This window comes from Salinicola endophyticus (assembly GCF_040536835.1).
Taxonomy (GTDB): Bacteria; Pseudomonadota; Gammaproteobacteria; order Pseudomonadales; family Halomonadaceae; genus Salinicola; species Salinicola endophyticus_A.
Genome location: NZ_CP159578.1, coordinates 2,212,738 through 2,234,433, shown reverse-complemented (window position 1 = coordinate 2,234,433; position 21,696 = coordinate 2,212,738). Strand labels below are relative to the sequence as shown.

Genomic DNA, 21,696 nt, shown 5'->3' with positions numbered 1-21,696 from the left:
GGCGAGTGGTAGAAAAAGAGAGGAGAGCCAGGTTGCAACTGCACTGTATCGATACCGGCATCGTCGACGCCGATGACGCCACACGCCCTCTGGTCGTGCTGCATGGCCTGTTCGGGAGCGCCGACAACTGGCGCTCGCATATCAAGCAGTGGCAGCAGACGCGCCGCGTGGTTGCGCTCGATCTGCGCAATCACGGGCGTTCGCCGCATGCGCCGGGGATGCGCTACGCGCAGATGGCAGAGGATGTCGCCGAGTCACTGGGCGCGCTCGAGATCACGCAGTTCGATCTGTTGGGACATTCGATGGGGGGCAAGGTGGCGATCACCCTGGCCCGGCAGCGGCCGCAAGCGGTGGCCAGCCTGATCGTCGCCGACATCGCCCCGGTACCCTATGAGCATGGTCACGACGAGATCTTTGCCGCCATGCGCCGGGTTGTCGAGGGCCAGCCTGAGTCGCGCCGCGAGGCCGATGCGCTGATGGCCGAAAGTGTTGATGTCGCTGCCACGCGCCAGTTCCTGGCAACCAATCTGGTGCGCGACGACGACGGTATCCTGCGCTGGCGGGTAGGGCTGGACGAGATCGCCGACGGCTATGCGGACATCATCGCTGCGCCGGATGGCGAGGGTGCCTATCCGGGGCCCGCGCTGCTGCTGCGCGGCGGTGACTCTACCTATGTGCGCGACGCCCACCGTGAGGCAGTGGCAGCGGTGATGCCCGAGGCGACCTGGCAGACGCTGGAAGGGGCCGGACACTGGCTCCACGCCGAGCAGCCGGAGGCGTTCCAGCAGGCGCTGTCACGCTTTTTCGCCGCTATCTGAGAGGGTATTTACAAAATGCCTGCGCTCGGCAATACGGCGTTAAAATCGGCCTCAAAATGCTCATTTACCCCGTGTAAACTCCGCTTTTTCGACCGATTTTGCCTTGTCTTGCCTTCGCTCGCCGACTTTGTAAAAACCCTCTGAGTCGGCACCGGCTCGCCACCGCTGATGCGTCGCTGGCCGGGGCTTGCCAGCCTGTGATCCGGTGGCGCTCAATCGCCGTCATCCATCTCTCCCTCCACCGGGATGATATCGAGATTGTCGGGCTGAGCGGCGAGAAAGCGGTTGAGGATCCGGTAGGTATCGATATCGAAACCGCGGTTGTCGGGTAGTACCTCGAGCTGGTGCAGCTCGCTGACGCTGCCCTGGTAGTGCCAGTGGTCGACCACGTGCAGCCCGACGTCGCCACTGTCACTGCGTTCGCGAAACGCCACCCGGCCCGGCCACGGCCAGTTCTCGATGCGTAGCCGCTCCATTGCCGCCTTGGCACGCCGGGAGTGGCTCTCCAGACTCTCTTCGCCGCAGCAGGCACCGCGACAGCGCCCCAGCTGATAGCCGAAACAGCGCCCGCGTCCCGTCTCCAACCCCAGCACCCGCAGGCACAGCCCCTGCTCGGTGGCAATATCCTTGAGCGTGGCGCGGGCTGTATGGCGATTGCGGAACAGCCCGTAGAAGCGCGAGCGCGCGGTGACCACCCACTGGCCATCGCTCAGTTCGGGGTGCGCTTCACCCTCCGGCCAGTCCCAGCTGATCAGCCTGACGCGGCGACGCAGCTGGCGATTGTAGAGCGGCACCCAGCGCTTGATCAGGTCGGCCTCGAGCAGCTGTGCGCCGAGGTCGCCACTGGTCAGAATCCAGGCGATACGCTGGGTCTGCTCGATCATGTGGCGGTGACGCCCGGAAGCGGGATCGCGCAGGTGAGCGCGCACGCGAGTCCGAATGTCGAGGCTCTTGCCCACGTAGAGCGGCAGGCCGTTATGACCGAAGAAGACGTAGACGCCGGTGCGTGACGGCAGGGCATCGAGGGTATCGATGCCGGTGCTGGGCAGCGATTCGGCGGGATCGCGGCGAGGATCGTAGAAAGGCATGGGGGAGCTCATGCTCCCCACCTTAGCCGATTCTGTTCACCTTGGCCGATTCCGCGTCAGGGCGCGTTGAGATCGACCGCCAGACGCGAGATCGGGCTCTGGCTCTTGATCTGGCCACGCTCGAGCAGGAAGGCTTCGAAGTCGCGGTAGCGCTTGACGTCCAGCGCCGCTGGGCGCAGCGCGAAACGCGGCAAGGTGGCGTTCCAGGCCGCCTTGTTGAGCGGGGTATCCAGCGACGGGTCATAGGCGATGAAGCGCTGCCAGCCCTCATCCGGATGGTTGATGATCCAGGCGGTGGCTTCGCCGATCGCGTCCATGAAGCGGCGATAGGCGTCGCGGTGCTGATTCAGGGTGTCGCGATTGGCGACGAAGATCAGCTCGTCATAGGTGGGAACGCCTTCTTCCTCGATATAGAAGGGCTTGCCCTCGACACCTTCCTGCTTCATCTGCGCCAGCTCGAAGTTGCGGAAGGCTCCGGTGACCGCATCCACCTTCTGGCTGATCAACGCCGGCGTCAGCGAGAAGTTGACGTTGACCATCTCGACGTCGTCCAGGGTCAGCCCGTGGTGCTCGAGCATTGCCGCCAGCAGCACTTCCTCAACTCCGCCCACCGAGTAGCCGACCTTCTTGCCGGCGAGCTGGGAGAGATCGTCGATACCGCTGTCAGCGCGTACCAGCAGAGCATTGAGCGGCGTCGCGATCAGCGTGCCGATGCGCACCACCGGCAATCCCTGATCGACCTGCAGATGCAACTGCGGCTGGTAGCTGAGCGCCAGGTCGATGCGCCCGGCGGCGACCAGCTTGGGCGGCACGCTGGGGTCGGCCGGCGCCTGGATGTCGACATCCAGCCCGCGCTTGGCGAACAGCCCGCGCTGCTTGGCCACCAGGATCGGGGCATGGACCGGGTTGGGGTACCAGTCGAGCATCACGCTCAGCGGAATCATCTGGGGTGGTGTCAGGTCGTCGTCATCGGCCTGGGCGTGAAGCGGCAGCAGCGTGGCCAGCATCAGCAGGATCAGACCGAGAAGCGCCGGGCGGCGCGGTCCGAGCGTGGCGGGGATGGTTCGAGATGGCGTGGGCATACGCAGGTTCCCTCCGGTTGGGGTTATTGTCGGCTTGTGATCGTCATCTAGGGGCATGGCCTTACCTGAGGGGCGTCGCTCACACGCTGGCCTCCAGGCGGTCGCGGTGCCAAGGCATCGCCGCGCGAATCGCCGCGTCGACGCCGAAATAGAGCGCCAGCGCGAAGGCCACCAGCACCACCAGGGCGGCGAACATCAGGTCGATCTGCAGGCGCGCGTTGGCGTTGAGCATCAGATAGCCCAGGCCCTGGCTGGCGCCGACCCACTCACCGATCACCGCGCCGATCGGCGCGGCGCTGGCGGCCATGCGCAGCCCCGAGGCAAGAGATGGCAGCGCCGCCGGCAGCTGGACTCGCAGCAGCGTCTGGCGCCGTGACAGGCCGAAGGTGGTGGCTAGATCGAGCCACCCCTGTGGAGTCTGGCGCAGGCCATCGTAGCCGGTGGAAGCGACCGGGAAATAGATGATCAGCATGGCCATCAGGATCTTGGGCCACAGCCCATAGCCGAGCCACAGCATCAGGATCGGTGCCAGCGCGAACAGCGGTATCGCCTGGCTGACCAGCAGCAGTGGCAGCAGGGTGCGCCGCAGCGGCCGGAAGCGCGCCAGCGCCAGGGCCGTCGCCAGGCCCAGCAGCACGCCGCCGATGAAGCCGCCGAGGATCTCGGTCGCGGTGACCAGCGCGTGATGGCCCAGCAGCGCGCGCTGTTCGACCAGCGCCCGCGCCACTGCCAGCGGCGAGGGCAGGATGTAGCGGGGCACACCGGTGAGAATGATGACCGCCTGCCAGGCGGCGAGTAGCAGCGCCAGCGCCAGCAGCACCCGTGCGGAGCCGTGGAGCTTGCCCAAGAGGCCGGGCCGACGCGCCTTCAGCGCGGTCGATTCAGGCATGTGCCGGCTCCCGCAGCAGGGCCACCAGCTCGGCCTGATGGGCCAGCAGTTGCGGATCATCCAGCGCCCGTGGCCGCTGGCCAGTGGGCGCCGCCAGCGGGACCGCCTGGGCCGGCTCGCCCTGCAGCACCAGCAGGCGGTCGGCGAGCCGCAGCGCCTCCAGCGGGTCATGGGTGACCATGATCACGGTGCGGGTGGCGAGCAGTTCACTGGCCAGATCATGGAGCTCGAGCCGGGTAATCGCGTCGACCGCAGAGAAGGGCTCGTCCATCAGGACGACCCCGGCATCCTCGTACAGCGTACGTGCCAGCGCCACCCGCTGGCGCTGGCCGCCGGAGAGTGCCGCCGGCCAGGCATCGGCCTTGTCCGCCAGGCCCACACGGGCTAGCAGTGCCAGTGCACGTTCACGCGCCGCCGAGGCTGTCGGACCGGCCCACGGGCCACGCCACTTGGTGCCCAGCATCACGTTGCCGATGACCCGCAGCCACGGTACCAGCAGATCTTGCTGAGACATCCACGCCAGGCGTCCCCGCAGCGGCTGAGCGTCGCTGGTCGTGCACTCGATGTGATGGCGGTCGGGCAGGGCGAGGCCGGCGATCATGCGCAACAGCGAACTCTTGCCGCAGCCGCTGCGCCCGAGCAGACAGGTCCAGCTGCCGGCATCGAATTCGACGGCGAGATCGTGGAACAATGGCCGGGCGCCGAAGGTGAGCGAGGCGCGGCGAATGTCCAGCCCGGGTGGTGACATGACCACTCCCATGACGGGGGCTGCAACGGCGGGAGGGCATCATGCGCGGGCAGGCTGGCCTTTCCTCCGCCGGTGCTAACCGGTTCAGGTTCCAGGGTTGTGCGCTGCACTCTCAGCCCGGCCGGCGGGCACCCCTATCCAGTGAGCGCCGATTGTACGCCGCCCGGAAGCCGCTGCCCACCTTCGGCCCGATGCACCGAACTCGAGAGGAGTCGCGATCTTGTCAGATCTCCCGCCCATGGCCGACGCCGAACTGACGCGCCGCGTGTCGCTCTATGCCGGGGTGGCGTTGACGCCGCTGCCGCTGCGCTTTGCCGACAGTGCCAACTGGCTGTGGCGCAGTGAAGAGCTCTCGCCCAAGCTCTACAAGCTGGCCCGTACCGATGCCGACGGTGACCCGTTCTGGCGCGGCATGCGCGAGCTTTTCGGTGTCGATCGCTGGCGCCATGCCCATGAGCTGCCGGCGCTGGCAGGCTCGCTGCCGCAACATCTGCCACTGGCACCGCTGCCGTTGACCTGGCTGGGACGGCTCCAGGGCGCGCCGCTGTGGAGCCTGCCCTGGCGTCAGGCGCCGGCGGCGCGGATGGATATCGCCTTTGCGGGCCAGTTGGGCCGGCAGCTGCGGCGACTCCACCGTGACTCGCTGCCGGGATGGGGGCATCCGGCGAGCGGTGTCTACGCGCTCGACGCCTGGCCGCGGGCGGCGCGCGCCTTCGTCGCCGGCCACGCCGCTCTCGATGCCGTGGAGCTGGCCAGTCTGTCCTGGCCACTGCCGAGCCGAGCGGTCTGGAGCCTGCCGGATCTGCGTCCCGACCAGTTCCTGCTCGGCGGGCTGGATGGCTACTGGGCCGATTGGGAGGCACTGGTGTGGGCGCCGCTGGAGTTCGATCTGTGCCTGCTCGAGCTGATGCTCGAAAACGCGGCGCAGCGTGAGGCCTTCGTCGAGGCATACGGTGCCGAGCATCTGCCGTCGCTCGACCTTCATCGGGCCGGCATGCGCGCGGTCATCCTGACCCTCGGTGTGCTGGGGCCGCAGAGCACGCCGCTACGGGAGTACCCCCATTGGCTCTAGGCATATGAAAAAGAAAAAAAATTCGGTGCACCTCCCGGCGCAATCGGGTAGCGACATGGCATACTGATTTTTTCGCAACGGATATCGACGATAGTCTCGTGGACTCGATCAATAGCTTGTTTCTCGTTTGCGGCGCGCTGATCGCGCTGAGCATTCTCGCCAGCCGGGTCTCCTCCCGGATCGGCGTGCCGCTGTTGCTACTCTTCCTCGGGCTCGGCATGCTCGCGGGCGAGGAGGGCGTGCTCGGCCTGCAGTTCGATGATTACTCGCAAGCCTTCTTGATCGGTCACCTGGCGCTCGCCATGATCCTGCTGGACGGCGGCCTGCGTACGCGCTTCCAGACCTTCCGCGTGGGGCTCAAGCCGGCACTGTCGCTGGCCACCATCGGTGTCTTTCTCACCAGCGGTATCGTCGGCCTGCTGGCAATGTGGTTGCTCGACCTCAGTCCGATCGAGGGGCTGCTGGTCGGGGCCATCGTCGGCTCCACCGACGCTGCGGCGGTCTTCTCGATGCTCAAGGGGCAGGGGGTCAATCTCAACGAGCGTGTCGGCGCGACCCTCGAGATCGAGTCGGGTACCAACGATCCGATGGCGATCTTTCTTACCATTACGCTGGCGGAGATGCTGACCGGTGGCGTGGGCGGGTTTGGCGATACGCTGATGCGCTTCGTGCTGCAGTTCGGCGTGGGGCTGGCGATCGGCCTCGGCGGTGGCTGGATATCGGCCAAGATGCTGCGCTGGCTCGATCTGGCGCCGGGGCTCTACTCGCTGCTCGCCCTGGCACTGGGGTTCTGCATCTTCGGCGCTACCAGCGCCATCGGTGGCAGTGGTTTTCTCGCGATCTATCTCACCGGGCTGATGATTGGCAATCAGCCCGGCCGCCACCTGACGCACATTCTGCCGGTGCACGACGGCCTGGCGTGGCTGAGTCAGATCGGGCTGTTCCTGGTGCTGGGCATGCTGGTCACGCCGTCCGAAATGATCAATTACGCCGTGCCCAGCGTGATCCTGGGGGTGGCGCTGATCCTGGTGGCGCGTCCGGTCGCGGTACTCGTCTCGTTGTTGCCGTTCTTCAACTTCCGCTGGCGCGAACTGGGCTTCATCTCCTGGGTCGGGTTGCGCGGCGCCGTGCCCATCGTACTGGCGATCTTCCCGGTGATCAGTGGTGTCGAGAACTCGGCGCTCTACTTCAACGTGGCCTTCTTCGTGGTCCTGATCTCACTGTTGCTGCAGGGGTCGACCCTGGCGCGTTTCGCCCACTGGATGCGCGTGGCGCTGCCCGAAACCACGACGCCGGATCGCCGGGGCCAGCTCGGTGTGCTACCCGAGAACGACTACGAGATGTTCGTCTACAAGGTCGAGAACGAGTCGCTGGACGATGCGCCCATCCGCTTGCTGCGGCTGCCCTCGGGTACCTTGATCTCGGCCATCTTTCGCCAGCACGCCATGCTCCATCCCAAGGGCAGCACCCGCTTGCGACTAGGGGACGTGATCTGCCTGATCGGGCGCACTGGCGATCTACCTTCGCTGAACCGACTGTTCAATGGTGAAGCCAAACTCAAGCGCGAGCGCGCCTTCTTTGGCACCTTCTCGCTCGACGGCGAGGCGCTGATGCAGGACGTAGCCAATGCCTATGGTCTCACCCTAAGCCCGGGCGAGCAGGAGATGACGCTGGGTGAGTTCGTGGCGCTACGCGTTGGTGGCCATCCGGTGGTGGGCGACGATGTCGACTGGCACGGCTTCCACTGGGTGGTCAGTGAGATGGAAGGCAACCGGGTGACGCGGGTCGGTCTCAGGCTCTATCACTGACGGCCAGCCAGGCTGTCTCGGGAAACCAGGCTTTCTAGAAAACCAAACTCTCTCGAAAACCAAGCTAGCCCGGCAAGCCAGGAACACGAAGACCCAGGCGGAGATGGCCCGGGTCTGACTGGGAGGCATTTATTGGGAGAAGTGCTTATTGAAGTAAGCGCTTCCTGAAAAAGGAAAGGGCTGGCGGCGGCCTACTCGACCTCGGCATCCAGCGACGGGCGACTCAGTTGCTTACCGGTCTCGCGCTCGATCATGCCGTTCATGCGCGCGGCGCGGTGCTGGGCCTGTGACTCCTCGTCGAAATAGCCCAGGCTGCCGCCGGTATCGCCGTCGAAGACTTCGTAGCAGACCTGATTGTGGCTGCCCGGCTTGAGGGTCTTTCGCACTTCGATGAAAGGCTCGGCCATGATGGAATCCTCGCGCAAGAGATGAACGTTGAGCGTAGCTCACTCGATGCCGCTGTATAGGTGCGATTGTCTAGGGTGCGACGTCGTGGCATGGGGACGTGGTGTCCGCGATCGGGCAGGCTTGCCCCAGACCAGCCTAACGCCCGCATATGACCGTTTGGCGTCACGCTCGGTGGAGGCCGGCTGCTGGCACACCTCATGGCGCTAGTCGGGATCGAGATCCCACTGCAACCCAAACTGTAACCCGTTGACCGCCTCGTTGAGCAAGTCCTGGTCGCGATTGGCGCTGCTGGTGTCGTTCTGAATTCGTGCGCTCTGACTCTGCGGGTCCGGCCAGCCCAGACGGCCCATGCACGCCTGGTACTCCGGCTCGCCGGCGATCTGGTGCGTCTGGCGCTCGCAGGTACGACTATCCCTGAGGAAATTCGTCGCGCTCAGACGCGGCACGGCCGAGACACAGCCGGCCAGCAGGCAGCAGATCAGAAAGAGGGATAGCAGACGACACATGGAGGCTTCACCGGGAACTGCCCCGAAGCGTAGCACTCCTGGCGAACTTTGTTACCAGAATTCGTGCTTCAAGTACTTGTTCGTAAAGCGACTCGTGTCGTTCGAGCCCCGCCGACAGGCGCCGATGCCTGCCCGGGAGCGCGGTTCGCCGTCACTGCAAGGCCATGCCAGACTGCGTGGGCAGCTGACTCACTCGCTGCTTCGCGGTTGTGACACAACGGAGCCCGACGATGCACCGAGACGACCTTGCCGATCTCTACCACGGCTATATCGATTGCCTGAACCGCCAGGCATGGGACGAGCTGGACCGCTTTGTCCACGAGGCGGTGACTCACAATGGCCGCCAGTTGGGGTTCGCCGGCTATCGTGGAATGCTGGAGCAGGATTTCGCGGCCATCCCGGATCTGCATTTCACCATCGAGCTGCTGGTGGTCGAGCCACCGCGCATCGCTGCCCGGTTGGCGTTCGACTGTACTCCGCAGGGCACCTTCCTCGGCCTGGCGGTCAATGGCCGCCGGGTTCGCTTCGCCGAGAACGTCTTCTACACCTGCCATGACGGCAAGATCATCAGCGTCCTGTCGGTGATCGACAAGAGCGCGATCGAAGCGCAGCTGGCGTAGGAGGGCGTGGTAGGGAGCGTTGCCTTCAGGCGAAGGAGATCGGGCGTATTGAAAGGCCGGTAACAGCGAGTGCAAAGCAAAAAGGCCAGCTAAATAGCTGGCCTTTTTGATGATGCGGTGGCGGAGGGACAGGGATTCGAACCCTGGAAGGGCGTTAACCCTTGCCGGTTTTCAAGACCGGTGCATTCAACCGCTCTGCCATCCCTCCGGCTTACGGCGGGAGATAGTACCAGCTCTCCCTCGGCCGTCAACAGGTTCTTTAGCTTTCAAAGGGTTATTTCACTTCCGGCGGCGCTATTTACGCTTGTCAGGGGAACTTTGCAAGGGCATTCTGGTCCATGGGTGTAATCGACATAACCGAGGGGATACGTATGGACTACCGCACATCGCACGACGTCACCGAGCGTCGATCGAGCGTGGCCAGCACCAACAAGGTGTTACGCAACACCTACATGCTGCTGGCCATGACCCTGATGTTCTCTGCCGTGACCGCGGGCGTCGCGATGGCGCTGGGCGTCACACAGATCAACATCTTCATCTTCTTCATCGGTGCCTATGGCCTGATGTTCCTGGTGCACAAGACCGCCAACTCGTCTGCCGGCATTCTGGCGACCTTCGCGTTCACCGGGTTCATGGGCTTCACGCTGGGGCCGATCATCGATCTCTACCTGTCCATCCCCAATGGGGCGCAGCTGGTGATGACTGCACTGGGCATGACCGCGGCGACCTTCCTGGGGCTGTCGGCGGTGGCGCTGATCACGCGCAAGGATTTCAGCTTCCTGGGCAACTTCATGGTGGCGGGTGCCATCGTGCTGGTGCTGGCGATGGTCGCGGCGCTGATCTTCAACATCCCGGGTCTGGCGCTGGCGGTGTCGGCGGGCTTCGTGCTGTTCTCGTCGGCGGCGATCCTGTTCCAGACCAGTGAGATCATTCACCGTGCGGGCGAGACCAACTACATTCTCGCCACCATCACGCTCTACGTGTCGATCTACAATCTGTTCATCAGCCTGCTGTCGATTCTGGGTGTGATGTCCGACGATTGATCCGCACGCCGGGCAATGACCGGTACAATCGCTGAACGGAAACCCCACTTCGGTGGGGTTTTCTGCGTTTGGGGTTGAGGTTTGGCGGTGAGGGCGGCTTTGGTAAGATGCGACTTTTCCCCTGATCGATAGGCCCTACGACGTGTTGAGCTATGCGCTGCTGGTACATGCCGCGCCCTACAGCGAACAGGGTGCGCTCTCGGCGCTGCGTTTCGCCCAGGCGGCGGTGGCGCAGGGCCACCGGGTGTCGAGCGTGTTCTTCTACCGCGATGGCGTGCACAACGCCTCGACGCTGATGGCGCCGCCGCAGGACGAGGTGCACCTGGCCGAGGGCTGGCGCGCGCTGGCCCAGGAATATGGCACTGAGCTGCTGGTCTGCATCGCGGCAGGCCTGCGTCGTGGCCTGATGAACGCCGAGGAGGGCCTGCGCCACGGTCGCGAGGCGCACAACCTCGAGCCACCCTTCGTATTGACCGGGCTGGGGCAACTGGTCGATGCGATGCAGGCCAACGACCGCGTGATCACCTTTGCCCCCTGAGCGCCGACCCACGAGTGAGTGTCAGAGATTGAGTGTCGGAGTAAGTGCCATGCAAGACGATGAGGCGGCGCTGGCCGCCGATATCCCGATAGCGCCGCTCGATCTGCTGGTGATCCTGCGCCATCCACCCCACGGCAGCAGCTGGCTGCGCGAGGGCGTCGATGTTGCGCTGGTGGCGGCGGCCTTCGGCCAGTCAGTGGGTCTGTTGTTCCAGGGTGACGGTGTCTTCGCGCTGGTCGAGGGTCAGTGTGCCGGGCCGTTGGGCCAGAAGGGCACCCATGCGCAGCTGGCCATGCTGGAGATGTACGATATCGAGCGGCTCTGGGTCAGCGCGAACGCTCTGCGCGCCCGCGGGCTCATGCCGGCGGATCTCATGTTGCCGGTGCAGCTGCTCGAGGCCGAGGCGCTCGAGCGCCTGATCCACGCGCAGCCGCGCACGCTGCTCTTCTGAGCGAGGAGATTTCGATGATGCTGCATCTGCTCAACCGCTCGCCCCAGTTCGACGGACTCTACTGGGACTTGAGCGAGGCGTTCGGTGCCGACGACCACCTGCTGCTGATCGAAGATGCCTGCTACGCCGCACTGCCCGCCGCCGCAGCCAGCCTGGCAGCTTTCGGCGGGCGCGTCTCGGCGCTCTCGGAGGACGCCGCGTCACGCGGCCTGCTGGGGCGCCTGAGCGACGATGTGGCGCTGGTCGATATGGCCGGCTTCGTCGCGTTGACGGCGACCTTCCCCCGTAGCTTGAGCTGGTTCTGATGACGACGATGGCACGCACGATAACGGTCGAGGGGCGTGATATCGCGCTCGACCCCGAAGGGTATCTGGTTTCGCTTGCCGACTGGACGCCGGCGGTGGCGGAGGCACTGGCGAGTGAGGAGGGGCGCGCGTTGAGCGCCGCACACTGGGAGGTGCTGACGGTGCTGCGCGACTTCTACCAGCGCTACGAGGCGGCGCCGGCGATGCGCCCGCTGGTCAAGGCGGTGCGTCAGGCACTGGGCGAGGAGAAGGGCAGCTCGATCTATCTGATGCAGCTGTTTCCGCAGAGCCCGGCCAAGGTCGGCGCGCGTCTGGCCGGGCTGCCCAAGCCGACCAACTGCCTGTGACCCCGCATGAGCGATCGTATATGAGCGCCAGCCGATGAACTTTCTCGCCCATGCCGAGCTCGCTCGCCACGGCAGTGACGACTTCCTGCTGGGCAATCTGATCGCCGATGGCGTCAAGGGGCAGCAGCTGGCGGCGTGGCCGGCAGCGGTAGCGGCGGGTATCCGTCACCATCGCCAGGTGGATGCCGCCATCGACTGCCACCCCGAGGTGGTTGCCCTGCGTGCCAGCGCCCCGTCCGCACAGCGGCGCTTCGTGGGTATTGCATTGGATCTGGTGTGGGATCACTTCCTCGCCGCCTGCCATCCCGATCGTCAGCTGGTCACCCGCTGTTATCGCGTGCTCGGCAGTGCCCCGGCGCCGGATCGGTTGGGTCGCCTGGTGCCGGCGATGATCGAGGGGGACTGGCTGGCGCGCTATGCCGATTTCGCCTTCACCTGCCGCGCGATTGCCGGTATCGGCAGCCGGCTCCGCGGCCCCAATCGGCTGGCCGAACTGACGCCCTGGCTGGATGACGAGTATCCACGGCTCGAGGCGGCATTCGCGCGATTGTGGCCGGAGATGCAGGCGCGCTTTGCCGGCTGATCGGTGGTCGCCGAGCCGGGAGCTGTCACCGCTGCGTGGGTAGGGGCCATGAGTCAGCGCCGGCGAGCGCAGCGGCTCGCCGGCTATCTTCGACCGGCTTCTGTTTCTCCGCCTGGGTCAGGCTTCCAGCCAAAGGCACTCGACCCGATCGCCGGGAGAGATGTCGCTATGGGGCGGAATCACCGCGAAGGCGTTGGTGGCCGCGCAGGAGGTTAGCACGGCGGAGCTCTGTTCCGGATAAGCCCGCGCCACGATGCGTTCGCCCTCGAATGCCAGGGTGGCGCGCAGATAGTGGCGGCGGCCCTCGGTGCGGGTGCTGAAATCCGCCTCGGCGGGGACCCGGGGCAGCTCCAGTTGATCCTGGCAGCCCATCAGCGCGCCCAGCAGCGGGCGCAGATAGAGCCAGGCGCCGACATAGCTCGATACCGGGTTGCCCGGCAGACCCACCACCCGCGTGGTGCCGATGGTCCCCAGTGCCAGCGGTTTGCCCGGGCGCATGGCCAGGCGCCACAGCGTCAGCTCACCGAGCTGCTCCAGCGCCGGCTTGACGTGATCCTCCTCGCCGACACTGACCCCGCCGGTAGTGACGATCACGTCGGCCATTGACGCTGCCTCGGCGAGCCGGGCGCGGGTGGTGTCGAAACTGTCGGCGACCCGCACCTGGGCCACCAGCTCGCCGCCGAAGCGCGCGATCAGGCTCGCCAGCATCGCCCCATTGCTGTTGTAGATCTGCCCCGGCGCCAGCGGCTGTCCCGGTTCGACGATCTCATCCCCGGTCAGCAGCAGTGCTACCCGCGGGCGCCTTACCACCTCGACCGTCTCCAGCCCTTGGCCCGCGAGCAGGCCCAGGGCGGCGCCACCCAGGCGGGTGCCGGCGCTGAGCAGGCGGCTGCCTACGCTGACGTCGAGCCCGCGCCGGCGCACGTTCTGGCCCGGCTGAGTGGGGGGTATGCGTGCCAGCCCATCCGCCAGCGTGACGTTTTCCTGGATCGCCACGCAGTCGGCACCGGGCGGTATCTCGCTGCCGGTGAACAGGCGTGCGCAGGTGCCGGGTGCCAGCGGCTGCGGCGCCTGGCCGGCGGCGATGCGCTGCGATATCGGCAGGGCGTTGCCGGAGTCGCCGCTGGCCAGGGCGTAGCCGTCCATGGCGCTGTTGTCGGCAGGCGGCACGTCGAGCGCCGCGGCAACCTCTCGCGCCAGCACGCGGCCGGCCGCTTCGGCACATGCGATACGCTCGGCGCCCAATGGGGTCACGCCGTCGAGCAGGGCTTCCCGGGCGCGCTCGACGCTCTCCAGCGGGGGTGTCGTTTCAGCCATGCGTGTGGGTGCCTCGTTCCGGAATCACCAGATTGGCGAAGTTGCACGGACGGTGGCGGCTGTCGAGCTGCTCGCCGAGGATGCGGTCCCAGCCAGTGCGACAGGCGCCGGTGGAGCCGGGCAGGGCAAAGATCACGGTGCGATTGGCCAGGCCGCCGAGACAGCGGCTCTGCACCGTGGAGCTGCCGATCTCCTCGAATGAGACCTGGCGGAACAGCTCGCCGAAGCCCTCGATATGCTTGTCGAGCAGCGGCGCTATCGCCTCCGGGGTCGAGTCGCGTCCGGTGAAGCCGGTGCCGCCGGTGGTCAGGACCACCTGCACCTCGGGGTCGGCGATCCAGGTGGCGACGACCGCGCGGATACGATAGACGTCATCCGGCACGATGCGCTTTTCGGCCAGCCGGTGGCCGGCCCCTTCGAGCCGCTCGACCAGGGTCTGGCCGGAGCGATCGCTCTGCTCGTCACGGCTGTCGGAGACGGTCAGTACCGCGATCGACAGCGGTATCAGCGCCTCGCTCATGCGTCCGCTCCGCCGTTGGTCTTGCGCTGCTGGCGTGCTTCCAGTGCGGCCAGCTGCGCATCGCTGGCCGGCGCCTGGTGGTTGGCCTTCCACTCTGAGTAGGGCATGCCGTAGACGTATTCACGCGCGGCTTCGTAGTCGAGCGTCTCGCCGCGCTCTTCGGCTGCGCTCACCAGCCACTTGGAGAGGCAGTTGCGACAGAAGTCGGCGAGGATCATCAGATCGATGTTCTGCACGTCCTTGTTGGCGTCGAGATGGCGCAGCAGGCGGCGGAAAGCGGCCGCCTCGAGTTCGGTACGCGTGGCGTCGTCGAGATGTTGCATCGGTAGGGGCTCCTCGGATCGGGAAGACAGAGCTTGGAAGGTGGCATGCGAAGACGAGAAGGCGTGTCCAGGCCAGGGTCGTCGCCTGACTAGTCACCTTCACCCGGCGTGCAGACCGACAGCACCACGGCATCGCTATCGCTGGTGGAGACCAGCGCATGGCCCATGTCGCTGTCGAAGTAGAGCGAATCGCCGGTGGCCATGGCGAGCGGTTCGTAAAACTCGGTGTAGATCAGGATCTCGCCCTCGAGCACCATCAGGAACTCCTCGCCGGCGTGGCGCACCCACTCCTGGAATTCATCGAAGCGGCGCGCCCGCACGATGGTCTTGAACGGCACCATGCGTTTCTGCGCCAGCTGCCAAGAGAGTAGTTCATGTTCGTAGGTGGGGGTGGGGTGCTGCTTGCCATCACCGCTGGGGGTGAGATCGCGCCGCCCGCGGGAGTGGGAACGCGACTTCGCCGGGGTCAGCAGTTGAGGCAGATCGATGCCCAGCCCGGTGATCAGTTTCTGCACCGCACTGAAGGTGGGCGAGATCTGGTCGTTCTCGATCTTGGACAGGGTCGAACGTGCCAGCCCCGTGCGTGCGCTGACGTCACCCAGGGTCCACTGGTTGGAGAGACGAATCTGCTTGAGCCGTTCACCCAGGCGCAGGGGCTCGACGAAGGGCTTGCGGCCCGAGGCGATGCGCAGCGCGGCATCCTGATCGTTGCTGGCGGCCATGAAAATCTCTGTCTGGGTCGGTTTGGACCCAGAATATCACAGCGCCCCGGCCCGGCTCTGCCACATGACGACGTTGCGCGTGACGAGAGCGTCGCCGGCGTGTCTGTCTCGCCGAGCCAGGCAGTCTCTTCGAGATAGATGCTCTAACCGGGGTAAGGCTGGCCGAGCAGCGCGGTGAGATGCGCCTCCACGCTCAGCGGCAGCACCTTGGGGTGGTAGCCGCCCTCGAGTACCGACACCAGCTTGCCGCCGGCGTAGCGGCGGGCGATGTCCATCGCCAGGTGCGTGATCCAGTAGAAGTCGCCATGCTCCAGCGCCAGTTCACCCAGCGGGTCGTCGCGATGGGCATCGAAGCCGCTGGAGAGCAGCACCAGCTGCGGGCGGTGGCGCTCCAGTGCCGGCAGCCAGTCACGCTCGATTGCCAGGCGAAAGTCGCGGCTGGCAGTACCGGCGGGCAGCGGGGTGTTGACCACGTTGCGCCAGTCGCCTTCGAGGTAGCGCCAGGGGTAGAACGCCTCCTGATAACTGCTGCAGATCAGCACGCTCGGGTCGTCGTGAAAGATGTCCAGGGTGCCGTTGCCCTGATGGACGTCGAAATCGAGGATGGCGATACGCTCCAGGCCATGCACGGCACGCGCGTGCGCCGCGGCGACGGCGACGTTGTTGTAGAAACAAAAGCCCATCGCCAGCGCGCGTTCGGCGTGATGCCCGGGGGGGCGCACGGCGCAGAAGACGTTGTCTGCGCGGTTGCCGCAGACCAGGTCTACCCCCTTGATCGCGGCACCGGCGGCAAGCGCCGCGGCTTCGAGCGTCCATGGCCCCATCCGCGTGTCGTTATCCAGCGTCTGCAAGCCGTTTTGGGGACGCTGGCTCGCGAGTGTTTCCAGGTAGTCTGGGGCGTGAACGCGCGCCAGAGCGAGCGGCTTCGCCGGGGGCGCTTCCGACTGCATGGTCTGTTGCAGCAGGCCGCTGAGCATCAGGCGCTTGCGAATCACCTCGAGGCGTACGGGCGCTTCCGGGTGCGAGCCGCCCATGTCGTGCCGAGCGAAGTCGGGGTGAGTGAGGTACGACGTGATCATCGGCGGTTTCGACCCTCCGGGGCGCTGGCGTGCTGGGGTACCGATCCCATGGGTTCGGGCGGTATGGCTAAATCCAGACCAGGGCTCAACGTGAGAGCGCTGAGCGTGTAGGGTTGAAATAACCATAACCCGAGCCGTGAGGTCCACCGTGGCCACGCAATTCCTGCGTCGATTTTTCGCGCCCCAGTCACTGGTCGTGATTGGAGCGTCCCCCAAGCCCGAGTCGCTGGGAGGAGTGGTATTGCGCAACCTGCTGGAAGGGCAGTTCGACAAGCCGCTCTGGGCGGTCAACCCGCGCGGCTACGCCGACGTGCATGGTGTCGAGTGCCTGCGCCGCATTGCCGATCTGCCACACCCGCCCGATCTGGCCGTGATCTGCTCGCCGCTACGCAGCCTGCCCAAGGTGATCGACGACTTGAGTGCGATCGGGGTGCGTGCTGCACTCATTCTTTCCGGAGGCGCCTCGCTCGAACGCGAGGCGTCTTTGCGTGGGCGCCTGCAAAAGGCGACCCGGCGTTCGGGCATGCGCGTACTGGGGCCGGAGTGTCTGGGGGTGGCGGTACCCTCCTGGCGGCTCAATGCCACCTATGCCGCGCAGCCGATCGCCGATGGCAGCGTCGCCTACCTGGGGCAGTCGGGCATGCTCGGCAATGCCATGATCGACTGGGCGGCGGGGCGCGAAGTGGGGTTCTCGCACTTGGTCACCCTCGGCGACAGTCTCGATGTGCGCCTGCCCGATATCATCGACTATCTCAATCTCTCCAGCAAATGCCGGGCGTTGCTCCTGCACCTGGAGAGTATCCGCAATGCGCGTCATTTCATGACCGCCCTGCGTGACGCCTCGCGCAACCGTCTGGTGCTGGCGATCAAGAGCGGGCGTACGCCCCAGGCCACCCTGGACCAGCTACCGGAAACGCCTGGTATCGAACGCCGCGACGCGGTGATCGAGGCCGCACTGGCGCGGGCCGGTGTGGTACGGGTGGAGGACTCCGATGAGCTTTTCGATGCACTGGAGACGCTCTCCCGACTCAAGCCGCCGCGGGGTGATCGCCTGGCGATCGTCTCCAACGGCGTGGGGCCGGCGCTGCTGGCGATCGACAAGCTGATCGATGGCGGTGGCCAGCTGGCGGAATTCGGCGAGACCACGGTGGCCGCGCTGCTCGAGTCAGGACTCGATGTCAGCCGGCCAGGGCGCAATCCGATCGATCTCGGCGGCTCGGCGACCCCTGCGGACTATCTGGCGGCGCTCGATATCGTCACCCGCGATCCCCAGGTGGACGCGGTGCTGGTGCTCCATGCGCCGACCCGGCTGGCGCCAGCGCAAGCCACCGCCGAGGCGCTGATCGCGGCGCGGGAGCGCTATCGCCATCGGCTGCTGGTGAGCTGGATGGGGCTCAAGGAGGCGCTGGTGGCAAGGGCGGCGTTCAATCGCGCCGGCATTCCCAGCTACCTCTCGCCGGAGAAGGCGGTGCGTGCGTTCCTGCACCTGGTGCGCTATCGCCGGGTGCAGGCGCTACTGCACGAGACGCCCCCCTCGCTGCCGTTCGACTCCAGTTCCGAGATTCGCCAGCGCTGCCATGCGCTGATCGAAGAGTCCCTGAGCCGCGGGCGTGATCGCCTGACCCACGAAGAGACCGCCCAGGTGCTCGCGGCCTACGGTATCGACAGTGCGCCCAGTCGCTATGTGGCGGATTTCGAGGAGGCCGAGCGTGCCACCCAGACACTGCCGGGGCCCTGGGCCGTCAAGGTGGTGCACCGCGACAACTGCGAGCCGTTTCGCTACTGGCGGGAAGCCTCGCGTCAGACCAGCGCGCTGGCCCAGGACCTGGAGCAGCCCGGCAGTGTGGTCGATGCGGTGGTGCGTCTGGGTGAGCGTATCGCCGAGACGCTGCCGCAGAGCCCCATCTACAGCTACTGCCTGCAGACCATGCAGCGCGGCAAGGGCTCCTGGCAGCTGAGCGCCGGTATCACCCGCGACCCCGAGCTGGGTCCGGTGATCGTCTTCGGCAGCGGCGGCTACAAGATCGACGTGCTGGCGGATCGCCAGATCGCGCTGCCTCCGCTCAACATGCGCCTGGCCGAGGAGCTGATCGATCGAACCCGGGCCGGGCGGCTGATTCGCGCCCATAGCGAGGATGCCGCCGCGGAGATCACCCAGGTCGCGCAGCTGCTGGTCAAGCTGTCGCAGATGGCGGCGGATCTGCCACGGCTGAAGGGCCTCGAACTCAATCCCTTGCTGCTCAATCGCGACGGGCTCACTGCGGTCGACTTCGCCCTCGATCTGGGCGAGCGCGCGGTGCAGGCGATCATGCCTTATCCCGAAGAGCTGCGTGAGACGGTGACTCTGGCGGGCGACGAAGTCGAGGTACGGCCGATCCGTGGCGAAGACGCGCCCTTGATCACCCAGTTCCATACCCGGCTCTCGGAGCAGAGCATTCGTTACCGCTATTTCCACCACAAGGCGGTGCTGTCGATGCGCGAGCTGGCCCAGCTCAGCCAGATCAATTATGACCGCCAGATGGCGTTCATTGCGGTTCGTCGCTCGTCGCCCGCCGAGACCGATGGGGCGCAGGAGGTGCCTCGGGAGGAGATGCTCGGCGTAGTCAGAGTGTGGAACGATCCCGACAATATCCGCACCGAATTCTCGATCATCGTGCGTGATGACCTCCACGGGATCGGACTCGGGCGGCTACTGATGGAGAAGATGATTCGCTACAGCCGGCAGGTGGGCACCCTGGTCATGGTCGGCACCGTGATGACCGACAACCAGCCGATGCGACGGCTGCTCAAGCAACTGGGATTCACGCTCGTCACCAATCTGGAGGAGGGTGTGATCGAGGCGACGCTGAAGCTCAATGCGCCGCAGAGTGAATGGCAGCGCCACCGTCTGGAGGCGGCGCTGGATTGATGCCGGCTGAGGCACGATGCGTCGAGTCGATGCCGGCGATGTTGCCATCGAGTGGTATAGCGCAGAGGAGGGGAGGAACCGAGCGCCACGGTATCGTGCGCCAGCAGAAATGACGCCTTGAATGGGTTTCCAATTACAAATTATCGCCGTTTGAAGGGTTTTTCATAATTTCGTATGATGCGACCGGGCCGAGCGCGTGTAAGCCATCAGAAACACTGCGTATCCAAAGCAACACAGTGTGTCTTCGGCGGCCTTTTGGTGACACTCGCGCGGGACCTTTTTGCTCAGCCAAACCAGGCCACAAAATGACAAACGCACAGCAAGCCAAGATTCAAGTTCGTAACTTGAGCAAGGTGTTTGGTAGCGACACCAAGAAAGCGCTCCAACTACGTGACCAGGGACTCAACCGGTCCCAGATTCTGGAGCAAACGGGGCAGACACTCGGCCTTTCCAATATCGATTTCGACGTCCATGAGGGCGAGCTCCTGGTCATCATGGGGCTCTCGGGGTCAGGCAAGTCCACCCTCATCCGCTGTCTCAACCGTCTCATCGAGCCCACCGAGGGCGATATCATCATCGATGGGGAGAACATCCCCCAACTGAGCGAGAAGGCGCTGCTGCAGTGCCGTCGTAAACATTTCTCGATGGTGTTCCAGAACTTCGCGCTGTTTCCCCACCGTACGGTGCGCATGAATGCCGAGTATGGGCTCGAGATTCGCGGCATCCCCAAGGAAGAGCGAGCCAAGAAGGCAGCCGATGCGCTCAAGCAGGTCGGGCTCGAAGGGTGGGAGGACTCCTATCCCAACCAGCTCTCCGGCGGCATGCAGCAGCGCGTCGGCCTGGCCCGGGCGCTGGCCAACGACTCCAGCGTACTGCTGATGGACGAGGCCTTCTCGGCGCTGGATCCGTTGATCCGGCGTGACATGCAGCAGGAGCTGATCGAGCTTCAGCACCGCATGCAGAAGACCACGATCTTCATCACCCACGATCTCGACGAGGCGCTCAATATCGGCGACCGCATCATCCTGCTGCGCGATGGTGAGGTGGTTCAGATCGGTACGCCGGAAGAGATCCTCACCTCACCTGCCGACGACTACGTGGCGCGCTTCACCCAGGGGGTCGACAGATCGCGGGTGGTGACGGCACGTCGGGCCATGCGTCCGGTAAGGGCGACTGCCCGCATCGAAGACGGTCCGCGTACCGTGCTGCGCAAGATGGTCGAGAGCAGTCTCGACTCGATCTATGTGATCGACCGCGAACGCAAGCTGCTGGGCGTCGTCGATGCCGAGAGGGCCGACGAAGCGGCCAAGGCCGGCTCGGACTCGATTCGTGACCTGATCGATGACGACTATCCCTGCGTCGGGCCGGACGAATCGCTCTCCCGGCTCTATTCCATGTTCACCAAGCGGCACTGTCCGATTGCCGTGGTCGACGAGGAGCAGCGGCTGCTCGGTGTGGTGGTCAAGGGCGCAGTACTCGAACAACTGGCGACGGCGGGAGACGCATAAATGGACTTCGAGATTCCAAGAATTCCGCTCGGCAATTGGATCGAGAGCGGCCTCAACTTTCTGACCACCGAGTTCTCCGGGGTGACGCGGGCCATCTCGCGCACCACCCAGGCGGGCATCAATCTGCTCAACGACGGCCTGATGTGGCTACCGGAGTGGGCCCTGCTGGGGCTGATCGTGCTGCTGTGCTGGCGGCTCAGTGGGCATCGGCTCGCCATCGGCGCGGCCCTGGGTCTGGCGCTGATCTGGAACCTGGGGCTGTGGAACCCGATGATCCAGACGCTGACCCTGGTGGTGATCGCCACGCTGGTCGCCGTGGTGATCGCGCTGCCGCTGGGAATTCTGGCTGCGGTCTCCGATCGCTTCTATCGTGTGATCATGCCAGTGCTGGATTTCATGCAGACGATGCCGGCCTTCGTCTATCTGATTCCGGCGATTCCGTTCTTCGGTATCGGTTCGGTCTCCGGCATCTTCGCCACGGTCATCTTTGCGATGCCGCCAGCGATCCGCTTCACCACTCTGGGGATCCGACAGGTGCCCACGGAACTGGTCGAGGCCGCCGATGCCTTCGGTTCCACGCGGACCCAGAAGCTGGTCAAGGTGCAGTTGCCGCTGTCGCTGCCGACGCTGATGGGCGGGATCAACCAGACCATCATGCTGTCGCTGTCGATGGTGGTGATCGCGGCCATGATCGGTGCCAACGGTCTGGGTAGCGAAGTGTGGCGGGCGATCCAACGCCTGCGCCCGGGCGATGGGTTCGAGGCGGGCCTTGCGGTGGTCATCATGGCCATGCTGCTGGACCGCCTGACGCAATCCTTCCGCGGTCGCAAGCGGGCCAAGTGACGAAGTGCCGCCAGTGCACGGCTGGCGGCGTTCTGTCACCCGAGTTCGGCGCGTCGGCTCAGGCCGCCGCGAACGCTGCCGCCCGCGGCAGCCTCGGGTCACGGCGTACAGGCCGCGACCCGGATCGGTACCGAGCGTTAGTACGTCAAGTCAGTACGTCAAGCCAAATC

Annotated in this window: 24 protein-coding genes, 1 tRNA gene and 1 riboswitch; of the genes, 13 read left to right on the top strand and 12 right to left on the bottom strand. The window is 65.4% G+C overall.

The genetic code is table 11. The annotated features are described in order from the left end of the window. Positions 1 to 32: 32 nt before the first annotated feature. On the top strand, positions 33 to 818 hold the full coding sequence (locus ABV408_RS10095) for an alpha/beta fold hydrolase (RefSeq protein WP_353978850.1): 786 nt from the start codon (positions 33 to 35) through the stop codon (positions 816 to 818). 212 nt (positions 819 to 1,030) lie between these two features. Here ABV408_RS10095 and ABV408_RS10090 read toward each other — a convergent pair whose 3' ends face one another. The 4 genes from ABV408_RS10090 to ABV408_RS10075 form a co-directional block, all read right to left on the bottom strand. Continuing rightward, the gene (locus ABV408_RS10090) at positions 1,031 to 1,918 is read right to left on the bottom strand and encodes a GIY-YIG nuclease family protein (protein ID WP_353978849.1); all 888 of its coding nucleotides are present in this window, start codon (positions 1,916 to 1,918) and stop codon (positions 1,031 to 1,033) included. 44 nt (positions 1,919 to 1,962) lie between these two features. Continuing rightward, the gene (locus ABV408_RS10085; protein ID WP_353978848.1) at positions 1,963 to 2,988 is read right to left on the bottom strand and encodes an ABC transporter substrate-binding protein; all 1,026 of its coding nucleotides are present in this window, start codon (positions 2,986 to 2,988) and stop codon (positions 1,963 to 1,965) included. 79 nt (positions 2,989 to 3,067) lie between these two features. Continuing rightward, on the bottom strand, positions 3,068 to 3,877 hold the full coding sequence (locus ABV408_RS10080) for an ABC transporter permease (RefSeq protein ID WP_353978847.1): 810 nt from the start codon (positions 3,875 to 3,877) through the stop codon (positions 3,068 to 3,070). Then, entirely contained in the window at positions 3,870 to 4,625 is a 756-nt protein-coding gene (locus ABV408_RS10075) for an ABC transporter ATP-binding protein (RefSeq protein ID WP_353978846.1), read from the bottom strand. The genes ABV408_RS10080 and ABV408_RS10075 overlap by 8 nt, the downstream gene beginning before the upstream one ends. Positions 4,626 to 4,668: 43 nt before the next feature. Then, positions 4,669 to 4,771: riboswitch (TPP riboswitch) on the bottom strand. Positions 4,772 to 4,845: 74 nt separating this feature from the next. Between ABV408_RS10075 and ABV408_RS10070 the strand changes: the two genes are divergently transcribed. Then, a complete protein-coding gene (locus tag ABV408_RS10070; protein ID WP_353978845.1) occupies positions 4,846 to 5,697 on the top strand; it encodes a hypothetical protein in 852 nt (283 codons plus the stop codon). A gap of 98 nt (positions 5,698 to 5,795) precedes the next feature. Next, the gene (locus ABV408_RS10065) at positions 5,796 to 7,505 is read left to right on the top strand and encodes a potassium/proton antiporter (RefSeq protein ID WP_353978844.1); all 1,710 of its coding nucleotides are present in this window, start codon (positions 5,796 to 5,798) and stop codon (positions 7,503 to 7,505) included. Between the two features lie 191 nt (positions 7,506 to 7,696). Here the strand turns inward: ABV408_RS10065 and ABV408_RS10060 are convergent, their stop codons facing one another. Continuing rightward, a complete protein-coding gene (locus ABV408_RS10060) occupies positions 7,697 to 7,912 on the bottom strand; it encodes a hypothetical protein (protein ID WP_035473317.1) in 216 nt (71 codons plus the stop codon). Between the two features lie 204 nt (positions 7,913 to 8,116). Continuing rightward, entirely contained in the window at positions 8,117 to 8,419 is a 303-nt protein-coding gene (locus ABV408_RS10055; protein ID WP_353978843.1) for a hypothetical protein, read from the bottom strand. Between the two features lie 230 nt (positions 8,420 to 8,649). On the opposite strand from ABV408_RS10055, the gene ABV408_RS10050 reads away from it, so the two are divergent. After that, the gene (locus ABV408_RS10050; protein ID WP_353978842.1) at positions 8,650 to 9,039 is read left to right on the top strand and encodes an ester cyclase; all 390 of its coding nucleotides are present in this window, start codon (positions 8,650 to 8,652) and stop codon (positions 9,037 to 9,039) included. Positions 9,040 to 9,157: 118 nt separating this feature from the next. Here the strand turns inward: ABV408_RS10050 and ABV408_RS10045 are convergent. Next, positions 9,158 to 9,247, bottom strand: a tRNA-Ser gene (locus tag ABV408_RS10045). 163 nt (positions 9,248 to 9,410) lie between these two features. On the opposite strand from ABV408_RS10045, the gene ABV408_RS10040 reads away from it, so the two are divergent. The 6 genes from ABV408_RS10040 to ABV408_RS10015 all read left to right on the top strand — a co-directional run bounded on the left by ABV408_RS10040 (position 9,411) and on the right by ABV408_RS10015 (position 12,306). After that, on the top strand, positions 9,411 to 10,082 hold the full coding sequence (locus ABV408_RS10040; protein WP_207035610.1) for a Bax inhibitor-1/YccA family protein: 672 nt from the start codon (positions 9,411 to 9,413) through the stop codon (positions 10,080 to 10,082). A 142-nt stretch (positions 10,083 to 10,224) separates the two neighbouring features. After that, on the top strand, positions 10,225 to 10,620 hold the full coding sequence (gene tusD / locus ABV408_RS10035) for a sulfurtransferase complex subunit TusD (protein ID WP_353978841.1): 396 nt from the start codon (positions 10,225 to 10,227) through the stop codon (positions 10,618 to 10,620). Between the two features lie 49 nt (positions 10,621 to 10,669). Continuing rightward, positions 10,670 to 11,071 (top strand): sulfurtransferase complex subunit TusC, encoded by a 402-nt coding sequence (gene tusC / locus ABV408_RS10030; RefSeq protein ID WP_353978840.1) that lies wholly within the window; start codon positions 10,670 to 10,672, stop codon positions 11,069 to 11,071. 14 nt (positions 11,072 to 11,085) lie between these two features. After that, positions 11,086 to 11,376 (top strand): sulfurtransferase complex subunit TusB, encoded by a 291-nt coding sequence (gene tusB / locus ABV408_RS10025; RefSeq protein WP_353978839.1) that lies wholly within the window; start codon positions 11,086 to 11,088, stop codon positions 11,374 to 11,376. An 8-nt stretch (positions 11,377 to 11,384) separates the two neighbouring features. Then, positions 11,385 to 11,723 carry a TusE/DsrC/DsvC family sulfur relay protein gene (locus ABV408_RS10020; RefSeq protein ID WP_405049911.1) on the top strand — a complete coding sequence of 113 codons (339 nt, stop codon included), beginning with the start codon at positions 11,385 to 11,387 and terminating at the stop codon, positions 11,721 to 11,723. Positions 11,724 to 11,757: 34 nt separating this feature from the next. After that, complete coding sequence (locus ABV408_RS10015; RefSeq protein WP_353978837.1) at positions 11,758 to 12,306, top strand: ACP phosphodiesterase; 549 nt, start codon at positions 11,758 to 11,760, stop codon at positions 12,304 to 12,306. A 117-nt stretch (positions 12,307 to 12,423) separates the two neighbouring features. On the opposite strand, the gene glp is transcribed toward ABV408_RS10015, so the two are convergent. From glp to ABV408_RS09990, 5 genes are all read right to left on the bottom strand, one after another. Beyond that, positions 12,424 to 13,623 (bottom strand): gephyrin-like molybdotransferase Glp, encoded by a 1,200-nt coding sequence (gene glp, locus ABV408_RS10010; protein ID WP_353978836.1) that lies wholly within the window; start codon positions 13,621 to 13,623, stop codon positions 12,424 to 12,426. Continuing rightward, positions 13,616 to 14,143, bottom strand: a complete 528-nt coding sequence (gene moaB / locus ABV408_RS10005) for a molybdenum cofactor biosynthesis protein B (protein WP_353978835.1) — start codon at positions 14,141 to 14,143, stop codon at positions 13,616 to 13,618. Before moaB ends, glp begins: the two co-directional genes overlap by 8 nt. After that, entirely contained in the window at positions 14,140 to 14,466 is a 327-nt protein-coding gene (locus ABV408_RS10000) for a DUF1244 domain-containing protein (RefSeq protein ID WP_207035601.1), read from the bottom strand. Before ABV408_RS10000 ends, moaB begins: the two co-directional genes overlap by 4 nt. 89 nt (positions 14,467 to 14,555) lie before the next feature. Beyond that, positions 14,556 to 15,188, bottom strand: coding sequence for an XRE family transcriptional regulator (locus ABV408_RS09995; RefSeq protein ID WP_353978834.1), 633 nt, complete (start codon positions 15,186 to 15,188; stop codon positions 14,556 to 14,558). A gap of 143 nt (positions 15,189 to 15,331) precedes the next feature. Then, entirely contained in the window at positions 15,332 to 16,267 is a 936-nt protein-coding gene (locus ABV408_RS09990) for a histone deacetylase family protein (RefSeq protein WP_353978833.1), read from the bottom strand. Positions 16,268 to 16,415: 148 nt separating this feature from the next. Between ABV408_RS09990 and ABV408_RS09985 the strand changes: the two genes are divergently transcribed. The 3 genes from ABV408_RS09985 to ABV408_RS09975 all read left to right on the top strand — a co-directional run bounded on the left by ABV408_RS09985 (position 16,416) and on the right by ABV408_RS09975 (position 21,526). Then, positions 16,416 to 19,175: a bifunctional acetate--CoA ligase family protein/GNAT family N-acetyltransferase gene (locus ABV408_RS09985; RefSeq protein ID WP_353978832.1), complete on the top strand. Its 2,760-nt coding sequence runs from the start codon at positions 16,416 to 16,418 to the stop codon at positions 19,173 to 19,175. 305 nt (positions 19,176 to 19,480) lie between these two features. Continuing rightward, positions 19,481 to 20,683: a glycine betaine/L-proline ABC transporter ATP-binding protein gene (locus ABV408_RS09980; protein WP_353978831.1), complete on the top strand. Its 1,203-nt coding sequence runs from the start codon at positions 19,481 to 19,483 to the stop codon at positions 20,681 to 20,683. Beyond that, positions 20,684 to 21,526, top strand: a complete 843-nt coding sequence (locus ABV408_RS09975; RefSeq protein WP_353978830.1) for a proline/glycine betaine ABC transporter permease — start codon at positions 20,684 to 20,686, stop codon at positions 21,524 to 21,526. It begins immediately after the preceding gene. Positions 21,527 to 21,696: the final 170 nt, after the last annotated feature.